At 62.7% G+C, this 15,532-nt stretch carries 14 protein-coding genes and 1 other annotated feature; of the genes, 9 read left to right on the top strand and 5 right to left on the bottom strand.

All coding sequences use genetic code 11. The features are described 5' to 3' along the window. Window positions 1-17: 17 nt before the first annotated feature. Genes IPF85_RS14835 through IPF85_RS14825 form a run of 3 tightly spaced genes read right to left on the bottom strand, consistent with a single transcriptional unit; the run spans window position 18 to window position 1,901 of the window. Window positions 18-644 (bottom strand): DedA family protein, encoded by a 627-nt coding sequence (locus IPF85_RS14835; protein ID WP_343408858.1) that lies wholly within the window; start codon window positions 642-644, stop codon window positions 18-20. Further along, window positions 641-1,042 (bottom strand): hypothetical protein, encoded by a 402-nt coding sequence (locus tag IPF85_RS14830; RefSeq protein ID WP_343408857.1) that lies wholly within the window; start codon window positions 1,040-1,042, stop codon window positions 641-643. The genes IPF85_RS14835 and IPF85_RS14830 overlap by 4 nt, the downstream gene beginning before the upstream one ends. Before the next feature lie 22 nt (window positions 1,043-1,064). Further along, a complete protein-coding gene (locus tag IPF85_RS14825) occupies window positions 1,065-1,901 on the bottom strand; it encodes an SDR family oxidoreductase (RefSeq protein WP_343408856.1) in 837 nt (278 codons plus the stop codon). 235 nt (window positions 1,902-2,136) lie between these two features. Between IPF85_RS14825 and IPF85_RS14820 the strand changes: the two genes are divergently transcribed. From IPF85_RS14820 to IPF85_RS14810, 3 genes are read left to right on the top strand one after another with little or no spacing between them, the layout of a single operon-like run. Next, window positions 2,137-2,628: a maleylpyruvate isomerase N-terminal domain-containing protein gene (locus IPF85_RS14820; protein ID WP_343408855.1), complete on the top strand. Its 492-nt coding sequence runs from the start codon at window positions 2,137-2,139 to the stop codon at window positions 2,626-2,628. A gap of 40 nt (window positions 2,629-2,668) precedes the next feature. Continuing rightward, window positions 2,669-3,634, top strand: a complete 966-nt coding sequence (locus tag IPF85_RS14815; protein ID WP_343408854.1) for a hypothetical protein — start codon at window positions 2,669-2,671, stop codon at window positions 3,632-3,634. 45 nt (window positions 3,635-3,679) lie between these two features. Next, window positions 3,680-4,495 carry a hypothetical protein gene (locus IPF85_RS14810; protein ID WP_343408853.1) on the top strand — a complete coding sequence of 272 codons (816 nt, stop codon included), beginning with the start codon at window positions 3,680-3,682 and terminating at the stop codon, window positions 4,493-4,495. Window positions 4,496-4,569: 74 nt separating this feature from the next. Here IPF85_RS14810 and IPF85_RS14805 read toward each other — a convergent pair whose 3' ends face one another. Beyond that, on the bottom strand, window positions 4,570-5,670 hold the full coding sequence (locus tag IPF85_RS14805) for a peptidoglycan bridge formation glycyltransferase FemA/FemB family protein (RefSeq protein WP_343408852.1): 1,101 nt from the start codon (window positions 5,668-5,670) through the stop codon (window positions 4,570-4,572). 158 nt (window positions 5,671-5,828) lie between these two features. Between IPF85_RS14805 and IPF85_RS14800 the strand changes: the two genes are divergently transcribed. Both IPF85_RS14800 and thrS read left to right on the top strand, forming a co-directional pair. Then, window positions 5,829-6,965 carry a trypsin-like peptidase domain-containing protein gene (locus tag IPF85_RS14800; protein ID WP_343408851.1) on the top strand — a complete coding sequence of 379 codons (1,137 nt, stop codon included), beginning with the start codon at window positions 5,829-5,831 and terminating at the stop codon, window positions 6,963-6,965. A 160-nt stretch (window positions 6,966-7,125) separates the two neighbouring features. Beyond that, window positions 7,126-7,366 (top strand) — a binding site (T-box leader). Window positions 7,367-7,485: 119 nt separating this feature from the next. Beyond that, the gene (gene thrS, locus IPF85_RS14795) at window positions 7,486-9,294 is read left to right on the top strand and encodes a threonine--tRNA ligase (protein WP_343408850.1); all 1,809 of its coding nucleotides are present in this window, start codon (window positions 7,486-7,488) and stop codon (window positions 9,292-9,294) included. Window positions 9,295-9,348: 54 nt separating this feature from the next. On the opposite strand, the gene IPF85_RS14790 is transcribed toward thrS, so the two are convergent. Further along, entirely contained in the window at window positions 9,349-10,281 is a 933-nt protein-coding gene (locus tag IPF85_RS14790; protein ID WP_343408849.1) for a methyltransferase domain-containing protein, read from the bottom strand. A 472-nt stretch (window positions 10,282-10,753) separates the two neighbouring features. Here IPF85_RS14790 and IPF85_RS14785 point away from each other — a divergent pair, with 472 nt between their 5' ends. The 4 genes from IPF85_RS14785 (at window position 10,754) to IPF85_RS14770 (ending at window position 15,508) form a co-directional block, all read left to right on the top strand. Then, window positions 10,754-11,977, top strand: coding sequence for a S1 RNA-binding domain-containing protein (locus IPF85_RS14785; protein WP_343408848.1), 1,224 nt, complete (start codon window positions 10,754-10,756; stop codon window positions 11,975-11,977). A 122-nt stretch (window positions 11,978-12,099) separates the two neighbouring features. Beyond that, window positions 12,100-12,306 (top strand): 30S ribosomal protein S21, encoded by a 207-nt coding sequence (gene rpsU / locus IPF85_RS14780; protein ID WP_343408847.1) that lies wholly within the window; start codon window positions 12,100-12,102, stop codon window positions 12,304-12,306. Window positions 12,307-12,502: 196 nt separating this feature from the next. Further along, window positions 12,503-12,730 (top strand): translation initiation factor IF-1, encoded by a 228-nt coding sequence (gene infA, locus IPF85_RS14775; protein WP_343408846.1) that lies wholly within the window; start codon window positions 12,503-12,505, stop codon window positions 12,728-12,730. Window positions 12,731-13,096: 366 nt separating this feature from the next. Further along, window positions 13,097-15,508, top strand: a complete 2,412-nt coding sequence (locus tag IPF85_RS14770) for an extracellular solute-binding protein (protein ID WP_343408845.1) — start codon at window positions 13,097-13,099, stop codon at window positions 15,506-15,508. Window positions 15,509-15,532 lie beyond the last annotated feature (24 nt).

Genomic DNA, 15,532 nt, shown 5'->3' with positions numbered 1-15,532 from the left:
GGAGGGCGTTGTCAGGCTTAGCCAGTGGGTGTGGTGGTTGAAGGAACGGCGGGCTGATGGGCCGATTGCCAGAGCCGCCAGCCAAAGAAGATCGCGCCCGCGACGCCAATGACGACCCAGGTGATGTCGCCCATGGTGGCGCTGATAGCCTCTACCCGGTCGCTGAAGAACTTACCGAGCATGATGTAAAGGGTGACCCACAACGTCTCGCCGGCGATATCCCAGGCGAGGAAGGTGAGGTAGGAAAAGCGGGTGACGCCGCAGGTCAGGTTGAGCGCCGGGCCGAGCGGCGTCAACAGCCAGCGGGTCAGAAACACGCTGAGGCCGCCCCAGCGGGCGACGGTGGCGGCGGCTTGCGCCATCCGTTTGTCGCCGCCCAATCGGTTCGTGACGAGGGCCACCACGCGTGGTCCACTCCAGCGCCCGATGGCGTAGCCCAGTTGATCTCCGAGCACCGCGGCCAGGCTGATCACCGGCACCACGGTCAGCAGGTCCAGGTCGCCCTGATCCACGAACGAACCAACCACAATCAGCAGCAGCGTCACCGGCAGGGGCAGGCCGACGGCCGCCAGGGCTGCGAAGATGAACAGCGCGGGCAGGCCGTAGGTGGAGAAAGCCAGCAGGAGCGTTTCCGACAGGCTCATGGTGCGCGCCTCGGCTCAAGCCCGAACAGGCGCTGCAGAAGCGACGGAGGGTGCTGCGGCTCTGCGGTCTGCAGCGCTGATGTGGGGTTGGCCGCGCGATAGGCGGTGATGGCCTGGTTGAGGATTGCGATCAGTTCGTTCACCGGCCGCTTCTGCTCCGCGGCCACGGCGCTGAGCGGGCGATGGTCGGGGCGCGCCGGCAGGCCGAGCGTCTCCAGGAGGACCGTGGGTGGCACGCGGTAGGAGCGGGCGATGTAGCCAACGCTCATCCAGGGTTGGATGGTCTCATCCACCAACGGTCGCGGGGCGTGACGGAAAGCGCGGGCGGCGAAGATGAAGATGATCAGGAGGGAAAGCAGCAGTCCCAACAACAGCCTGGCGCGGCGTGATAGATTCACAGGCGAAACTCCTCTCGCCTGATTATATCATGTCAAGACTCAAATCCCATAGGCGGCCGGCGATGTCGGTGTCGTAGGATGCTTGGGTCGAGGGGGTGATCTTGCTATGCGAGAAATACTTGCCGGTCACGCCCTCGACGGCCGGCGCCGAAGCCAGGAAAACGCTGGTCTGTGCGCCTTTTTCTGGGCTGATCGCGGCCAACCTCTGGATGCTCTTCATCACAAGGTTCATCAGGGTGCCGTTGTTGAGGCCGAACCTGGTTGCGACAAAGCCAGGATGAAGCGCATTGGCGGTGACGCCGGTATCCTTGAGCCGCCGCGCCAGTTCGTAAGTGAACATAACGTTTGCCAGCTTCGAATGGGCATACGGCCTCCAACCCTGACCATAGCCCTGTTCGAACTCGACATCCTGCAGGTTGAGGCTGCTGCCCTGGTGCGCATCGGAGGAGACGTTGACGATGCGGCTGGGCGCGCTGGCCTTGAGCATGTCGAGCAGCTCGTTGGTGAGTACGAAGTAATTGAGATGGTTGAGCGCCCACGTCATCTCACGACCTTCGGCGGTTTGCTGACGTCTGGCAAAATAGCCGCCCGCGTTGTTGATCAGCACATCCAGCCGAGGATAGCGGCGCTTGAACTCGGCCGCCACCTGCCGCACCTGCCGCACCTGAGATAGGTCGGCGACGAGGAAATCAACGTTTTGATTCCCGGTGGCCTGCTTTATTTCTTGAGTCACGGCCGCGGTCTTTTGCGCATTGCGCCCCACGCCGACCACCGTCGCTCCCATACGCGCCAGCGTGATCGCCGTGACCTTGCCGATCCCATCGGTAGCGCCTGTCACCAGGCAGATTTTATCTTTCATGTCAACCTCGTTCGTTGTCCAATCTCGTTTTGATGCGCCGGCAAGGCGCATCACTCATTTTATCAGACGTCCCCGTGGCCATTCTCGTCACCGGGGTGGGGGCAGGCCTTGCGCCTGCCCTGGGCGACTGGGCGACCGCAAGGAATCGCCCCTACTGTCAGGCCGCGGCGGTCTGGTAGATAATCGCCTCGCGTAGCGGCCAGGTTGGCTGCCGCAGGAGGAGAGGGAGGAAACCATGCATATAAGCGATATTCTGATGTACGGACACCTGACGGTGCAGCGCACCGTGGAGACATTCCCGGCCGCGGAAGTTGGCACGGCCGGCGCGTGTGGCTATTGGTCGGTCAAGGACCTGGTGGCCCATCTTGGCTCGTATGAGCTGGTGTTGGTGGATATTCTCGACGGGTTCATCAACCCCGGCAGCCCGACGCCGCATCTGGAAGCGTTCATCCGGCCCGACTACAACTTCAACGACGAGCAGGTGAACCAGCGCCAGGGCATGACCTTTGCGGAGGTCTACGCCGAGTATCAGGCCGCCCACGCACAGGTGCGCGACCTGGCAGCGCAGATTCCGGCTGATCTGTGGCAGCAGAGCGGCGCGCTGCCCTGGTATGGCGCGGCATACGACCTGGAGGATTTCATCGTCTACACCTACTACGGTCACAAGCGCGAGCACTGCGGCCAGATTGCCACCTTCAGCGACCAGTTCAAAGGACGGCCTCAGTAGTTCGTTCTGAACGCCGCACTGCGCGCAGGAGTTTTTGCTCTTGACGCTTCTGGCTTTGCTTTTTTCATGCTTGATTGCCGCCTTCGCCCCTGGCGCCGGGGAATTGCCGCCGACAACCTGGCTGTTTCCGCGCGAGCCGGCTGTCGAGGCGATGCGCGTGACGGCAGAGGCGGTCTTCTCCGCCACGCAGGTGACGTGGGCCGACGCGACCGGCGCCCCGGTGACCGGTTTTCGCCCGGCGGCGATCTATCCACCGTTATTCGGCCGTGATCTGAGCTGGATTGTGCCCGCCGCGCGTCTCTTCTACCCGCCCAGCGCCTGGCAACCTGGCGTGGAGGCCTTCTTGCGCCGCCAATACGGCGCAACCACGGCCAGCGATGAGGATGGCTGGCAGGCGGGCGCGGGCGCACTGCCCGGTGTGCTGCACAGCGATGGTCGCCTGGACAAAGCCAGCGCGGTTTCAGACGAGGAAACCTCGCTGATCGGTGCTGCCTACAGCCTGTTCGAGGTGCAGGGCGCGGCCTGGCTCACCACGATCATCACCGGCACGGCGGACTTGACAGAAAGTCGCTGCGACCATTGCGCGGCTCGCCCGCGTGACCTGGCCGCGCCGCGTGTCATTGATCGCCTGGACGCGGCGCTGAGCTGGCTGTGGGACAACCGCCGCGACGCGGCCAACGGCCTGATCTGGCGCGGGCACACCACCGACTGGGGCGATGTGACTCTCGACCCGACGGCGCCCAACCCGACCGATCTCGATCCGGCCCGCGCCCTACGCACCGCTTCGTTGTTCGACCAGGTCCTGGCCTGGCGCGCGGCGCAGCAACTGGCAGCGATGTGGGAAGCGTTGGGCGACGCGAGCCGGGCCGCGACCTGGCGCCAACGTGCGGCCGATCTGCAGGCGGCCGCCAATCGTGACCTGTGGCAGCCGCAGCGCGGCTTTTACCGCCTGCATCTCCACCTGGCCGGGCCGGCGTGTGCAGAAGGGCCGCCATGCGCGACGTAGCAACATCCTTTCGACGAGGGGCGCCTGCTGGCGATCAGCAATGCGGTGGCGGCGCAGGTCGGCTTCAGCAGTCCGGCGCAAACGCAGGCGATCCTGGCGGCGCTGGCGCAGGCGCAGTTGGCCGCCGGCGCGACGCAGCCGGGCCTCAGCCTGTGGCCGCCCTATGCCAGTTGGACTTTTCCGCAGGTTGACATGCAGGCCGGGCGCTATCAAAACGGCGGCGTCTGGGATTGGTGGGCGGGGGTGCAGATCGAGGCCGAATTCAAGGCTGGCTACAGCCGCCGCGCCCTGCTGCACCTGCGCCAGGTAGCGCGGGCGTGGGCCAATCATCCCGGTCAGGTTTACGAATGGCAGGCGCGAGGGCTGCGCCCAGAGACGCGCCAGCCGGATCTGGCCCACGCCAGCATGGCGCGTGATTACGCGGCTGGCGCAGCCACCCTGGTGCAGGCGATCAACGCGGGGTTGTATGGCGTGGAGTGGCAGGCGGGCGGCGCGCTACGCGTGACGGTGCGCCTGGGTGAGGCCAGCGGCGCCATTACCAGCACCTTGACCGGCGCCGGCCGCGCGCTCAGCTACACCTACACGCCCGCGGCCGACGCCCTGGCGCTGTCCTACCGCACCTGGGGCGTTGGCGCCTTTCCGCTCTGGCTGCGCCTGCCGCCGGATCGTGACGCCGCGGCGGTCACGCTCGATGCGGCCGACGCGGTCTTCACCGTGGAGCGCGTGGGCGCCGATCGCTACGTTGCGCTGACCGGCGTGCCGGGGGTGCATACGGTCACAGTGCGCATCCTGCCCAGCCCGCCGTGGTGGGAGCAGTGGCGGCTGCGCTGGCGCTATTTGCGGGAGCCGGGGTCCGGTTGAGAACCGCGGTTGCGCAACAGCAAGATACCGCCCACTTCTATCGCATCATCATAGGCGTTCAACTCGCCTCATTTTCACGCGCCGCCGGGCAAAGGCACTGCGCGGCGCTTGATCTCCGCGGCCAGCCGGTACAACCAGAGGCCGGGACGCGAGAGCACCTTGTCCCATGCACCGACATAGCGCACCACCTGGCCGCCAAACCCCTGCTTGAAGCGCCAGACGCCCCACAGACCGCCTTGCGCCCCTGCATCGGTGGCGCCGTCCGCCTCGTCCTCTGCGCTGATCTGACCGGCGCCCACTTCGTCGGGAATTCCCCACAGGTCGTACACTGTGCAGCCGCGCGCCTTAGCCCATTCGATGGCCGCCCATTGCAGGGCATGATTGGGCATCAGGTTGCGCTGACTATCGCCAGACGCGCCCCACAGATACCAGGCCGTGCGCCCCAGGGTAAAAACGACGATGCCGGCCAGCAATTCGCCATGATTTTCAGCCAAAAGCCAGCTCGCCAGGCCCGGCGGTGTGAAAAGATCGAAGGCCGCGGCGTAATAAGCCTGGCTATGGACGCCGAAATGGTCCCGCGCCCCGGTGGTTTGCATGAGGCGCTGAAAGGCCGGCAGATCGGCCCGCGTGCCGGCGCGCACCGTCACCCCTTTGCGGCCGGCCAGGCGGATGTTGTAGCGCCACTTCTGCTTCATGCGCGCCAGGATTTCGTCCAAGCCGGCGGTCAGATCAAGATGCACGGTGCTGCGCGGCTGCACTGTCTGCGCGGACGCGGCAAAACCGTAGTCGGCCAGGCGTCGCGCCATCACCTGGCTATCGGGCAGGTCCGGCTCCACCTTGAGCAGGTAGCTGTGACGCCGGCGAGCGCACTGCTCGATGGCCTTGAACAAGGCGGCGCCCAGGGCCGGCTGCTCCCAATCCATCACCGGGCCTTTGGGCACATAGGCAAAGGGCTGTCCCCACGGCGTGCGGCGATAAAGAATCTGCGCACCGGCCACCATGGCGCCACCCAACGTCAGCGCCACGCGTTCGGCCTGCCAGCCGACGCGCGCCTTGAGATCGCCCCAGCGCTGGGTCTGCAGCACATGGCCGTGCGCATGGCTTGCCACGAAGGCGTCCCAGGCAGCGGGGTCAAGCTGCGTATGCGTGAGAACGGACAATGAGGTTGAGTCCATGGCGCCGATTCTACCTATGTCGCGACGATTAGCCAAAAAGAGGCCACAGCGTTTGCGTGCAAAGAGGCTTTCATAACGAAATTTTAACAGAAAACTCATGAGGTGCTAACAGTGCCATGCTAGACTGTCGCCATCTTGAAAATGGAGAGTCAAAGCACATGAATGAGACAACCCCAGGTCCGCGTTTGCAGCGGCGCGCGCTGGTCGTGATCGGCCTTTTTCTCGTGATTATGGTCATTTTTGCCTCCGGCGCGGCCGTTGGCGCCTTGACCTATGCTTGGCTGACGCCCGCGCCAACGACGCCCGTGCAGGCTTCGTTCATCAACGCGCCGGCGGCTGACGCGTTGCCGGCGCAGCCCAGCGCGGGTTTGCCAACGCTGGCGCCGGCGACGCCCGCCACTGGCGCCGATCCGCTTGTGTTGGCTGTAAGCCGAGTCACGCCGGCCACCGTAACGGTCATCGTCAATGATGGTTCCTCCGGTTCGGGTGTCTTCATCCGTGCGGACGGCTATCTGGTCACCAACAATCACGTGGTGGAGGGCGGTAGCCGCTTCGAGATCATTTACGCCGACGGCAGCCGGGTGACCGCCGAACTGGTGGGCGCCGCGGCCGAATTCGATCTGGCGGTCCTCAAGGTTGCCGACAAGGCGCCGGCGGTTGCGGTGCTCGGTGATTCGGGCGCGGTGGCGCCGGGCAGCCGGGTTGCGGCCATCGGCAGCGCGTTGGGCGGGTTTCGCAACACGGTGACCGCGGGCGTCCTCAGCGCGCACAACCGGCGCCTGGGCGATCTGGACGGTCTGCTGCAGACCGACGCGGCCATCAATCATGGCAATTCGGGCGGGCCGCTCATCAACCTGGCCGGTGAAATCATCGGTATCAACGTGGCCGTGGTCCGTGGCAGCGGCACTGACGCGGCCGAGGGTCTGGGCTTTTCGATTCCCAGCAACACGGTGCGCGTGGTGGCCGAGCAGTTGATCAGCAACGGCCGCGTGGTGCGGCCCTACCTGGGCATCACCTTCGAGCCGCTCAATCCACAACTGGCGAGCGAATCGGGCTTGTCGGTGGTGCAGGGGGCGTACGTTCAGCAGGTGGTGGCCAATGGCCCCAGTGCGCAGGCTGGGCTGAAGGTGGGCGATGCCATCGTGGCGCTGGGCGGGCAGGCGATTGATGACCAGCATCCCTTGCCACAGGTGCTCCTGCAATACCGCGCCGGGCAGTCGTTGGAGTTGACCGTGGCGCGCGGGGACAGCCAATTCAAGCTGACCGTCATGCTCAGTCAACGACCGGCAGCCTAACAAGGTTGCCGCTATCAATCTGGGCGTCAGACCGGCGCTGCATCTGGCTGGACACCAGATGCAGCGCCGGTCATGGCGCTCGCTATTTTGTGGGCGGTTTGTCCGCGGCAGCGAATTGACGCGGCGCACGGGGTGTGCTAGAATCGCCGCACGTGAATAACAAAAAGTGATGATCAGGACGAGTAGACGCGTGATGTCACGCCAGAGAGCAGGGGTCACGGGCTGCAAGCCCCTGTCGTGAGCGCCGCGTTGAAAACCACCTGGGAGTGAATACCTGAACCTGGCACTGCCGGCAGTAAGGGATTCCGGTTGGCTCCGTTAGCGGCCAAAGAGTGGAAATGTCCACGCCGCTTGGCGTTGCATTTCAACCTGGGTGGAACCGCGAGCCTCTCGTCCCAACGACGAGAGGCTTTTTGTTGCGCCATAACGACTGCGGCCCCCTGGGCAGCGAACATTCGGTAGCAAGAAATGGCATCGAAGAGGTAGAGGAAGAAGGAGAAGAGAAGAAGGAGAAGAAATCATGGCCAAGTCAAGTCAACTTGAAAAGAACGATCTGTACAAGATTCGCCATTCGGCCGCGCACGTGATGGCGCAGGCGGTGATGGAGATGTTCCCCGGGCAGGCCCGCATTGCCATCGGCCCGCCCATCGAGGATGGCTTTTACTATGACTTCGAGCTGCCGCGTGGCCTGACGCCCGAAGACCTGGAGGTGATCGAAAAGCGCATGCGCCAGATCATCGGCGGGCGCCACACCTTCATGCGGCGCGAGGTCAGCGCAGACGAGGCGGCCGCGCTGTTCAACCAGCAGCCCTACAAGTTGGAGCTGATCGCGGGCCTGGCGCAGGGCGGCGTGGATGAGTACGGCAACGAGACGGACGAAGCGCAGGTCATCAGCACCTACAGGCACGATGTGTTCGAGGACCTGTGCCGCGGGCCGCATGTCGAGCATACGGGGCAGATTCCGGCCGATGCGTTCAAGCTGATGAGCGTGGCCGGCGCGTATTGGCGCGGGGACGAACACAACGCGATGCTGCAGCGCATCTACGGCACGGCCTGGCGCAACAAGAACGAACTGAACCAGCATCTGCAGATGCTGGAAGAGGCCAAGAAGCGCGATCATCGCAAGTTGGGCAAGGAACTGGAAATCTTCACCTTCGACGACGAGGTGGGGCCAGGGCTGCCCCTGTGGCTGCCGCGCGGCGGGGTGCTGATCGAAGAACTGGAGCGGCTGGCCAAAGAGATGGAGATGAAGGCCGGTTATGAGCGGGTGCGCACGCCCCATCTGGCCAAGGAATCGCTCTATGTGCGCAGCGGACACCTGCCCTACTACGCGGAGAGCATGTATCCGCCGATGGAGTTGGAAGGCGTCCGCTATTACGTCAAGCCGATGAACTGCCCGATGCACCACAAGATCTTTGCGGCCAAGCCGCGCAGCTACCGCGACCTGCCCCTGCGCCTGGCTGAATATGGCACCTGCTATCGCTATGAAAAGAGCGGCGAGCTTTTCGGGTTGATGCGGGTGCGCTCGATGCAGATGAACGACGCGCACATCTACGTACCAGAGGCGCAGTTCGAGCAGGAATTCATGGGCGTGATTGCGATGTACCGGCAATACTTCGACATCTTTGGGATCGATAAGTATGTCATGCGCCTGAGCACGCACCACGCGAAGGGGCTGGGCAAGAAGTACATTGACAACGAACGCCTGTGGCTGAAGACGGAGGAGATGGTGCGCAACGCCATGCGCAACGGCGGCGTGCCCTTCGACGAGGTGCCGGACGAAGCCGCGTTCTACGGCCCGAAAATTGACGTGCAGGTCTGGAGCGCGATTGGCCGTGAATTCACGCTGCCGACGAACCAGGTGGACTTTGCGCAGCCCGAACGCTTCGATCTGAAGTTCATCAACCAGAACGGCGAAGATGAGGTGCCGTTGGTCATTCACCGGGCGCCGCTCAGTACGCACGAGCGCATGATCGGCTTCCTGATCGAGCACTACGCGGGCAACTTCCCGGTCTGGCTGGCGCCTGAACAGGTGCGCGTGATCCCGATCACGGATAATCACAACGACTATACGCTCAGCCTGGTGCGGCGCCTGCGCGGCGAAGGGGTGCGTGCCGAGGCCGATCTCGGCTCCGAGCGCATGAACGCCAAGATTCGCAAGGCGCAGGGCATGAAGGTGCCCTACATGCTGGTGGTGGGCGATCAAGAGATGGCGAACGACGCGGTCTCTCTGCGCCGGCGCGATGGTTCGCGCCAGGACGGGATGCCGACGAGCGAATTCATGGCCCTGGTCAAAGCACGTATCGCCAGTCGTGCGCCAGCCCTGTAGGAAAGGCGATGCAGCCGCCGCTGGCGCAGCAAGCGTCAGCGGCGGCTCTTTGCTTCATTGAATAAAGTCGTAGATGCCGTCGCGCTGTGGCCAGGCCTGACCACACGCGGGGCAGGTCAACGAGTCAACGGCGGCCACCAGGTCAATGCCATGACAGGCCGGGCAGCGAAACAGGCCAGAGGCAGCGACAGGCGTCGTGGTTGGCGGAACCTGCGCCTGCACAAAGATGCTGGGAGCCAACTTCAGTGCGCTGGCGTAGCGTTGCAGCAGGCCATCGAGCGCGGCCAGGCGTGCGGCCGACCAATGGCGCTTGAAGAAGCCGGCGCGGAAGTGCGAAACGGCCACTGCGCGCTGCACCGCAAAGCCTGCCCGCTGCATTTGTTGCGAGACCCACGTCGGATGAAAATCGAAGTTGAGCGGCACAAACTCATACGGCTCACGCGCAAAGGGGCTCCAGGTCTGGCGGCGCAGGGCAAAGCGCAGCATAGACTTGAGGTTGCGCTTGTTGGCGAACTCCAGCACAAAGGCGCCGCCAGGCCTGACGATACGTCGCAGTTCGGTCAAGGCGCGGGGCACATCCACCAGGTGATGCAGCACGCGTACCATCACCACCGTATCGAGGGTTTGATCCTGCAGCGGCAGGTCATAGACACTGCTGCGCACGAAGATGAAGCGCGCATCGTGCCCCAGGCGCTCCTGGGCCTGGTGCAGCATCGAAAGCGCCGGTTCCACCAGGATCACTTGGGTGTAACCGGCGTAGAGATCGGCCAGGCGCCCAAAGCCGGCCCCAATTTCCACGAGGCGGGCGCCAGACGGCGGAAGCAGCGTGCGCAGGGCCAAGCGCTCGGCCTGATCTTCGAACGCGCGCTCGCCGGTCCAGAATTCAACCCGATAAGCAGAGCCTTCATAGTCGCACAGGGCCGGCGCTGGGTCAGGTGACACCGGCGGTGTGGGCTGAGGAGATGATTCATGTGCGCGAATGGACAAAGTGGCAACTCCGCATTAGTTTTTTGTAAGAGAGTCCAAATGTTTCACGTGAAACATTAACATAACACGAAGCGATTATAGCATAGAGCGATAACAAGCACGAAATTGTGCTTGATTGTCTGTTTGACAGTCATGACGCGCATTGGTATAATGAGCGATGGGTTGACTGGTCGCGATGATATGCTTCGGCCAATCAATGGTCAGGGTGCTGGTAAGCCAGCATGACGGTGATAATGATGTATATCACACGCCGTCGTGATTGTCTCGCACCCTGAGTGGCCATAGAGTAACCTGGCCCCCTGGTCGGTTCGCTGCTCAGACAGCGGAGGAATTCCGTCAACGACATCTTTGTCTAATGCTCAACCGTGAGGTCGCATGACACTTAGAATACATTCATCAGAAATGCTGATGACGTTGAATCTCGACCAGGGTACACAGGATTGGTCGAGATTTTTTTTGGAGAAGCCAGCTAATGCAAAAGCGAGATAGCGACAAACCAATCCACGAGGAAGAAGATTTCGCTACCCTGTTCGCGGCCTATCTCAGTGAAAAGCAGAACCATCTACGGCCGCAGCACGGCGACTTGGTGCAGGGTATCGTGGTGGCCATCTCTGACAAGGAACTGGTCCTGGATGTCGGCGCCAAACAAGATGGCATCGTCCCGGCCAGTGACCTGGTCAAATTGGACACCGCGGCGCGCGCCAAGCTGACGATGGGTGCGACGATGCCCGCGATTGTGGTCAATCCCCACAACCTGGCGGGGGAGTTGATACTCTCCGTTTACCTGTCCCAGCAGGAACAGGATTGGTTGCAAGCGCAGGAACTCCTGGAATCTGGCGCCATTACTGAGCAGGAAGTCGTTGGCCATAACCGGGGTGGTCTGACCGTGACCTTCAAGAGCATTCGCGGTTTTGTGCCGGCATCGCATCTGGCCGACTACGGACGCGCGTCGGAAGCCGAACGCGCGGAACGCCTAAGCAGTCACGTTGGGCACACGCTGCCTGTCAAGATCATCGAGGTTGACCGCAAGCAGCACCGCCTGGTGTTGTCGCATCGCCTGGCCGAACAAGAGCTGCGCGAACAGCGCCGGGCCTCACGGTTGGATCTGTTGCAGCCAGGACAGACTGTCGAAGGCCGCGTAACGGCCATTCGCCCCTTTGGCGTTTTTGTAGACATTGGCGGTGTGGATGGCCTGATCCATTTGAGTGAGCTTGATTGGCAGCTGGTCAAGAACCCGCACGATGTGGTCACTGTGGGTGATAAGGTGCAGGTCATGGTGCTGCGCCTGGACGAGAATCGCCAACGCATTGCCCTCAGCCGACGCCGGGCGTTGCCCAACCCCTGGGAACTGATCATACAGCGTTATCACGCTGGGCAGGTGGTCAGCGTGCGCATCACCAAGCTGATGGAGTTTGGCGCCTTTGCCGAAATCGAGAACGGCGTCGAGGGTATGATTCACCTGTCGGAACTATCACATCGCCCCATCCGGCACCCGCGTGAAGCCGTCCAGGTGGGACAGGAACTGCCGGCGCAAATTCTGCGCATCGAGCCGGACCGCCAACGCATTGCGTTGAGTGTGCGGCGCGCCGTGACCGACTGGATAGCAGCGGATGACAACCACGCGCAGCAGGCGGGCGAAAACATTTTTATCGAGAATGATACTGCAAGCGAGCACGAATTGCGCCTGACCCCTTAGGCGGAAAAGTGAAGTCTATCCCCGCTTGCAGTAGAGTACAACGATTCGCTTGTTGATTAGACATAAATGACAGCGTCCATCTCAGGGAATGACCGGTTCTCTTCGAGAAGGGAGGTGAGACCATGACAGTACAACTTCGTCCCGGTGAGTCGCAGGATAACCTGCTGAAACGCTTCCGCAAGGCAGTAGCTGAAGCACGTATCCTGCCCACAGTGCGCCAGAAACGCTGGTTCACGCCAAAGAGTGAGCTTAGGCGCATCAAGAAGCAAAAAGCCATTCGCAAGGCACGACGTACCGTACGCAAACGCGAGCTGAGAGTTCAGGTCTGAAGATCACGCACCGCCCGCGGAGTGATAGAATGTGCTGGGCGCCCGACCCACCCGCCAATCTATCACTCCGGGAGCGGGCACGGCCTTGCGCCTGCCCGCGTGGGCGACCGCAAGGGTGCGCTGTGTCAATTAACACCAATAGTGCTGATTGCGACCCGGTTTTTTGCTGTATGTTATCGAAGGAGTTATTAGTCGAATGTCAAAAGACGAAGAAGATAAGATTACCGTCGAAGGTACGATCACCGAAACCTTGCCCAATACCATGTTTCGCGTGGTCATGGATAACGGACACGGGGTGCTCGCCTATCTGTCGGGCAAGATGCGCAAATACTATATCCGGGTTCTGCTAGGCGACCGAGTGCGTATTGAGCTTTCACCCTATGATCTGACGCGTGGCCGTATCGTTTATCGCCACAAGAAATAACTGCCGGCCCTGGCAAGGTCTTTGACAAGTCAAACATTTTCGCTTGACAAGTTGCTGGATTGAAGGTATACTAAAATTGCTTTAGGCGCAGCCCAAGAATGCTCCCCGCATAACCACATTCTTGTCGCGCTGCCACACATGATGCCGTTTATGTCATCGGTCTCCGTCATTTTTTTGAGGAGGTGATGGTTCGAACGAAAGAATGCCGCCAGCAAGAAACGAGAATCAGATCGGTGTCCGAACAGGGCCTCCCCGTAGGCCGTTGAACCAGGCAGTTGAAAAGTCCTCGTTTCAATCACGCTTTCTGCGCAATCTGTGCTTGTTCTGTTTTTCTGCCTGTAACCCATTTTGAATCGGAGGAGAAGTATGTTACGTAAGTTCAGTGCATTGTTCACCCTGCTCCTGGTAGTAGGCATGATCCTGAGCGCCTGCGGCGGTGCTGCAACGCCCACCGCGGCGCCCGCAGCCACCAAGGCCCCGGAAGCCACTAAGGCCCCGGAAGCCACTAAGGCTCCGGAAGCCACCAAGGTTCCGGAAGCCACCAAGGTCCCGGCAGGCCCCACGGGTACTGTGACCCTCTGGCACGCCTACGGGACCGGTAGCGCCGAAGAGAAGGCGCTGACCCAGGCCCTGGCAGCCATGAAGGCCGATATGCCCGGCGTCACAGTCAACGTCCTGCAGATTCCGTTCGACCAGGTCTTCAACAAGTGGGAGACGGAAGTGGCAGCCGGCGGCGGCCCCGACATGTTCACCGTGCCCAATGACAACACCGGCAACCAGGCGCGCGGCGGCCTCATTGCCCCGCTGGACGACCTGCTGAAGGGCAAGACCGACGCGTTCCCGGCCGCCAGCTTCGAGGGCGCGGCCGTTGATGGCAAGGTGTACGGCGTGCCCGGCATCATCAAGGCCGTGGCGCTCTACTACAACAAGAGCACCATCCCCACCCCGCCCGCCACGACCGCCGAGCTGTTGGCGATGGTCAAGGCCGGCAAGAAGATCGAAATCAATCAGAACAACTACCACAACTTCGGCTGGCTGACCGGCGCGTTCGGCGGCAAGCTGATGGACGCCGATGGCGTCTGCACGGCCGACAAGGGCGGCTTCGCCGATGCCTTGCAGTTCATGGCTGACCTGAAGGCCGCTGGCGCTGACTTCCAGACCGACGGCGGCAAGGCCGACACGTTGTTCCGCCAGGGCCAGGCCGACATGATCATCAACGGCCCGTGGACGCTGGGCGACTACAAGAAGGACCTCGGCGATAAGCTGGGCGTTGCCCCGATGCCCGCTGGCCCCGGTGGCCCGGCATCCCCGCTGGCTGGCGTGGACTACTGGCACATCAACCCGAATTCCGCTCCTGCGCAGCAGGCGCTGGCCGTGGATGTCGCACTCTATCTGTTTGGCCCCAAGGGCGCCCAGATTTACGCGGACGTGGCCGGCAGCCCGATGGTCGCCAAGGGCGTGGCCGCGGCTGATCCGCTGGTCAAGGCCTTTGCCGATGCAGCAGCCGCCGGTTTCCCGCGGCCGCAGAGCAAGGAATTCGGCAACTGGTGGGGTCCGTTCGGTGATGCCGTCACCAAGGTCATGGAAGGCCAGCTCAAGCCCGCGGAAGCGGTGGCAGAAGCCTGCGCGACCATGAACAAGGCCAACGGTAAGGAAACCGGCGCGGCGCCCGCTGAGAAGCTGGCCGGCACGATCACCTTGTGGCATGCCTACGGCACCGGCAGCACCGAAGAGAAGGCGCTGGCGCAGGTGCTCGAGTCGCTGAAGAAGGATCAACCTGACCTGAAGGTCAATGTGCTGCAGATTCCGTTCGACCAGGTCTTCAATAAGTGGGAGACGGAAGTGGCAGCCGGCGGCGGCCCCGACATGTTCACCGTGCCCAACGACAACACCGGCAACCAGGCCCGCGGCGGCCTCATTGCCCCGCTGGACGACCTGCTGAAGGGCAAGACCGACGCCTTCCCGCTCTCGAGCTTCGACGGCGCCAAGGTGGATGGCAAGGTCTACGGCGTGCCCGGCATCATCAAGGCCGTGGCGCTCTACTACAACAAGAGCACCATCCCCACCCCGCCCGCCACGACCGCCGAGCTGTTGGCGATGGTCAAGGCTGGCAAGAAGATCGAAATCAACCAGAACAACTACCACAACTTCGGCTGGCTGACCGGCGCGTTCGGCGGCAAGCTGATGGATGACACCGGCAAATGCACGGCCGACGCGGGCGGCTTCGCGGACGCACTGCAGTTCATGGCCGACCTGAAGGCCGCAGGCGCTGACTTCCAGACCGACGGCGGCAAGGCCGACACGTTGTTCCGCCAGGGTCAGGCCGACATGATCATCAACGGCCCGTGGACCCTGGGCGACTACAAGAAGGACCTCGGCGATAAGCTGGGCGTTGCCCCGATGCCCGCTGGCCCCGGTGGCCCGGCATCCCCGCTGGCTGGTGTGGACTACTGGCACGTCAACCCGAACTCCGCCCCTGAGCAGCAGGCGTTGGCCGTCGGCGCGGCGCTGTACATCTTTGGCCCCAAGGGCGCCCAGATTTACGCGGACGTGGCCGGCAGCCCGATGGTCGCCAAGGGCGTGGCCGCGGCTGATCCGCTGGTCAAGGCCTTTGCCGATGCAGCAGCCGCCGGTTTCCCGCGGCCGCAGAGCAAGGAATTCGGCAACTGGTGGGGTCCGTTCGGTGATGCCGTCACCAAGGTCATGGAAGGCCAGCTCAAGCCCGCGGAAGCGGTGGCAGAAGCCTGCGCGACCATGAACAAGGCTAACGGTAAGTAACCATATGGTATGAACCCCGGGGAG

The sequence above is a fragment of the Candidatus Amarolinea dominans genome (assembly GCF_016704685.1).
In the GTDB taxonomy this organism is placed as follows: domain Bacteria; phylum Chloroflexota; class Anaerolineae; order SSC4; family Amarolineaceae; genus Amarolinea; species Amarolinea dominans.
This window is presented reverse-complemented; position numbering and strand designations above follow the sequence as displayed.

What these genes read in the sequence shown, in the direction of transcription:
- IPF85_RS14835 (WP_343408858.1), bottom strand. Translation starts at nt 644, where the DNA reads ATGAGCCTGTCGGAAACGCTCCTGCTGGCTTTCTCCACCTACGGCCTG.
- IPF85_RS14825 (WP_343408856.1), bottom strand. Translation starts at nt 1,901, where the DNA reads ATGAAAGATAAAATCTGCCTGGTGACAGGCGCTACCGATGGGATCGGC.
- IPF85_RS14820 (WP_343408855.1), top strand. Translation starts at nt 2,137, where the DNA reads ATGCATATAAGCGATATTCTGATGTACGGACACCTGACGGTGCAGCGC.
- IPF85_RS14805 (WP_343408852.1), bottom strand. Translation starts at nt 5,670, where the DNA reads ATGGACTCAACCTCATTGTCCGTTCTCACGCATACGCAGCTTGACCCC.
- IPF85_RS14800 (WP_343408851.1), top strand. Translation starts at nt 5,829, where the DNA reads ATGAATGAGACAACCCCAGGTCCGCGTTTGCAGCGGCGCGCGCTGGTC.
- thrS (WP_343408850.1), top strand. Translation starts at nt 7,486, where the DNA reads ATGGCCAAGTCAAGTCAACTTGAAAAGAACGATCTGTACAAGATTCGC.
- IPF85_RS14785 (WP_343408848.1), top strand. Translation starts at nt 10,754, where the DNA reads ATGCAAAAGCGAGATAGCGACAAACCAATCCACGAGGAAGAAGATTTC.
- rpsU (WP_343408847.1), top strand. Translation starts at nt 12,100, where the DNA reads ATGACAGTACAACTTCGTCCCGGTGAGTCGCAGGATAACCTGCTGAAA.
- infA (WP_343408846.1), top strand. Translation starts at nt 12,503, where the DNA reads ATGTCAAAAGACGAAGAAGATAAGATTACCGTCGAAGGTACGATCACC.
- IPF85_RS14770 (WP_343408845.1), top strand. Translation starts at nt 13,097, where the DNA reads ATGTTACGTAAGTTCAGTGCATTGTTCACCCTGCTCCTGGTAGTAGGC.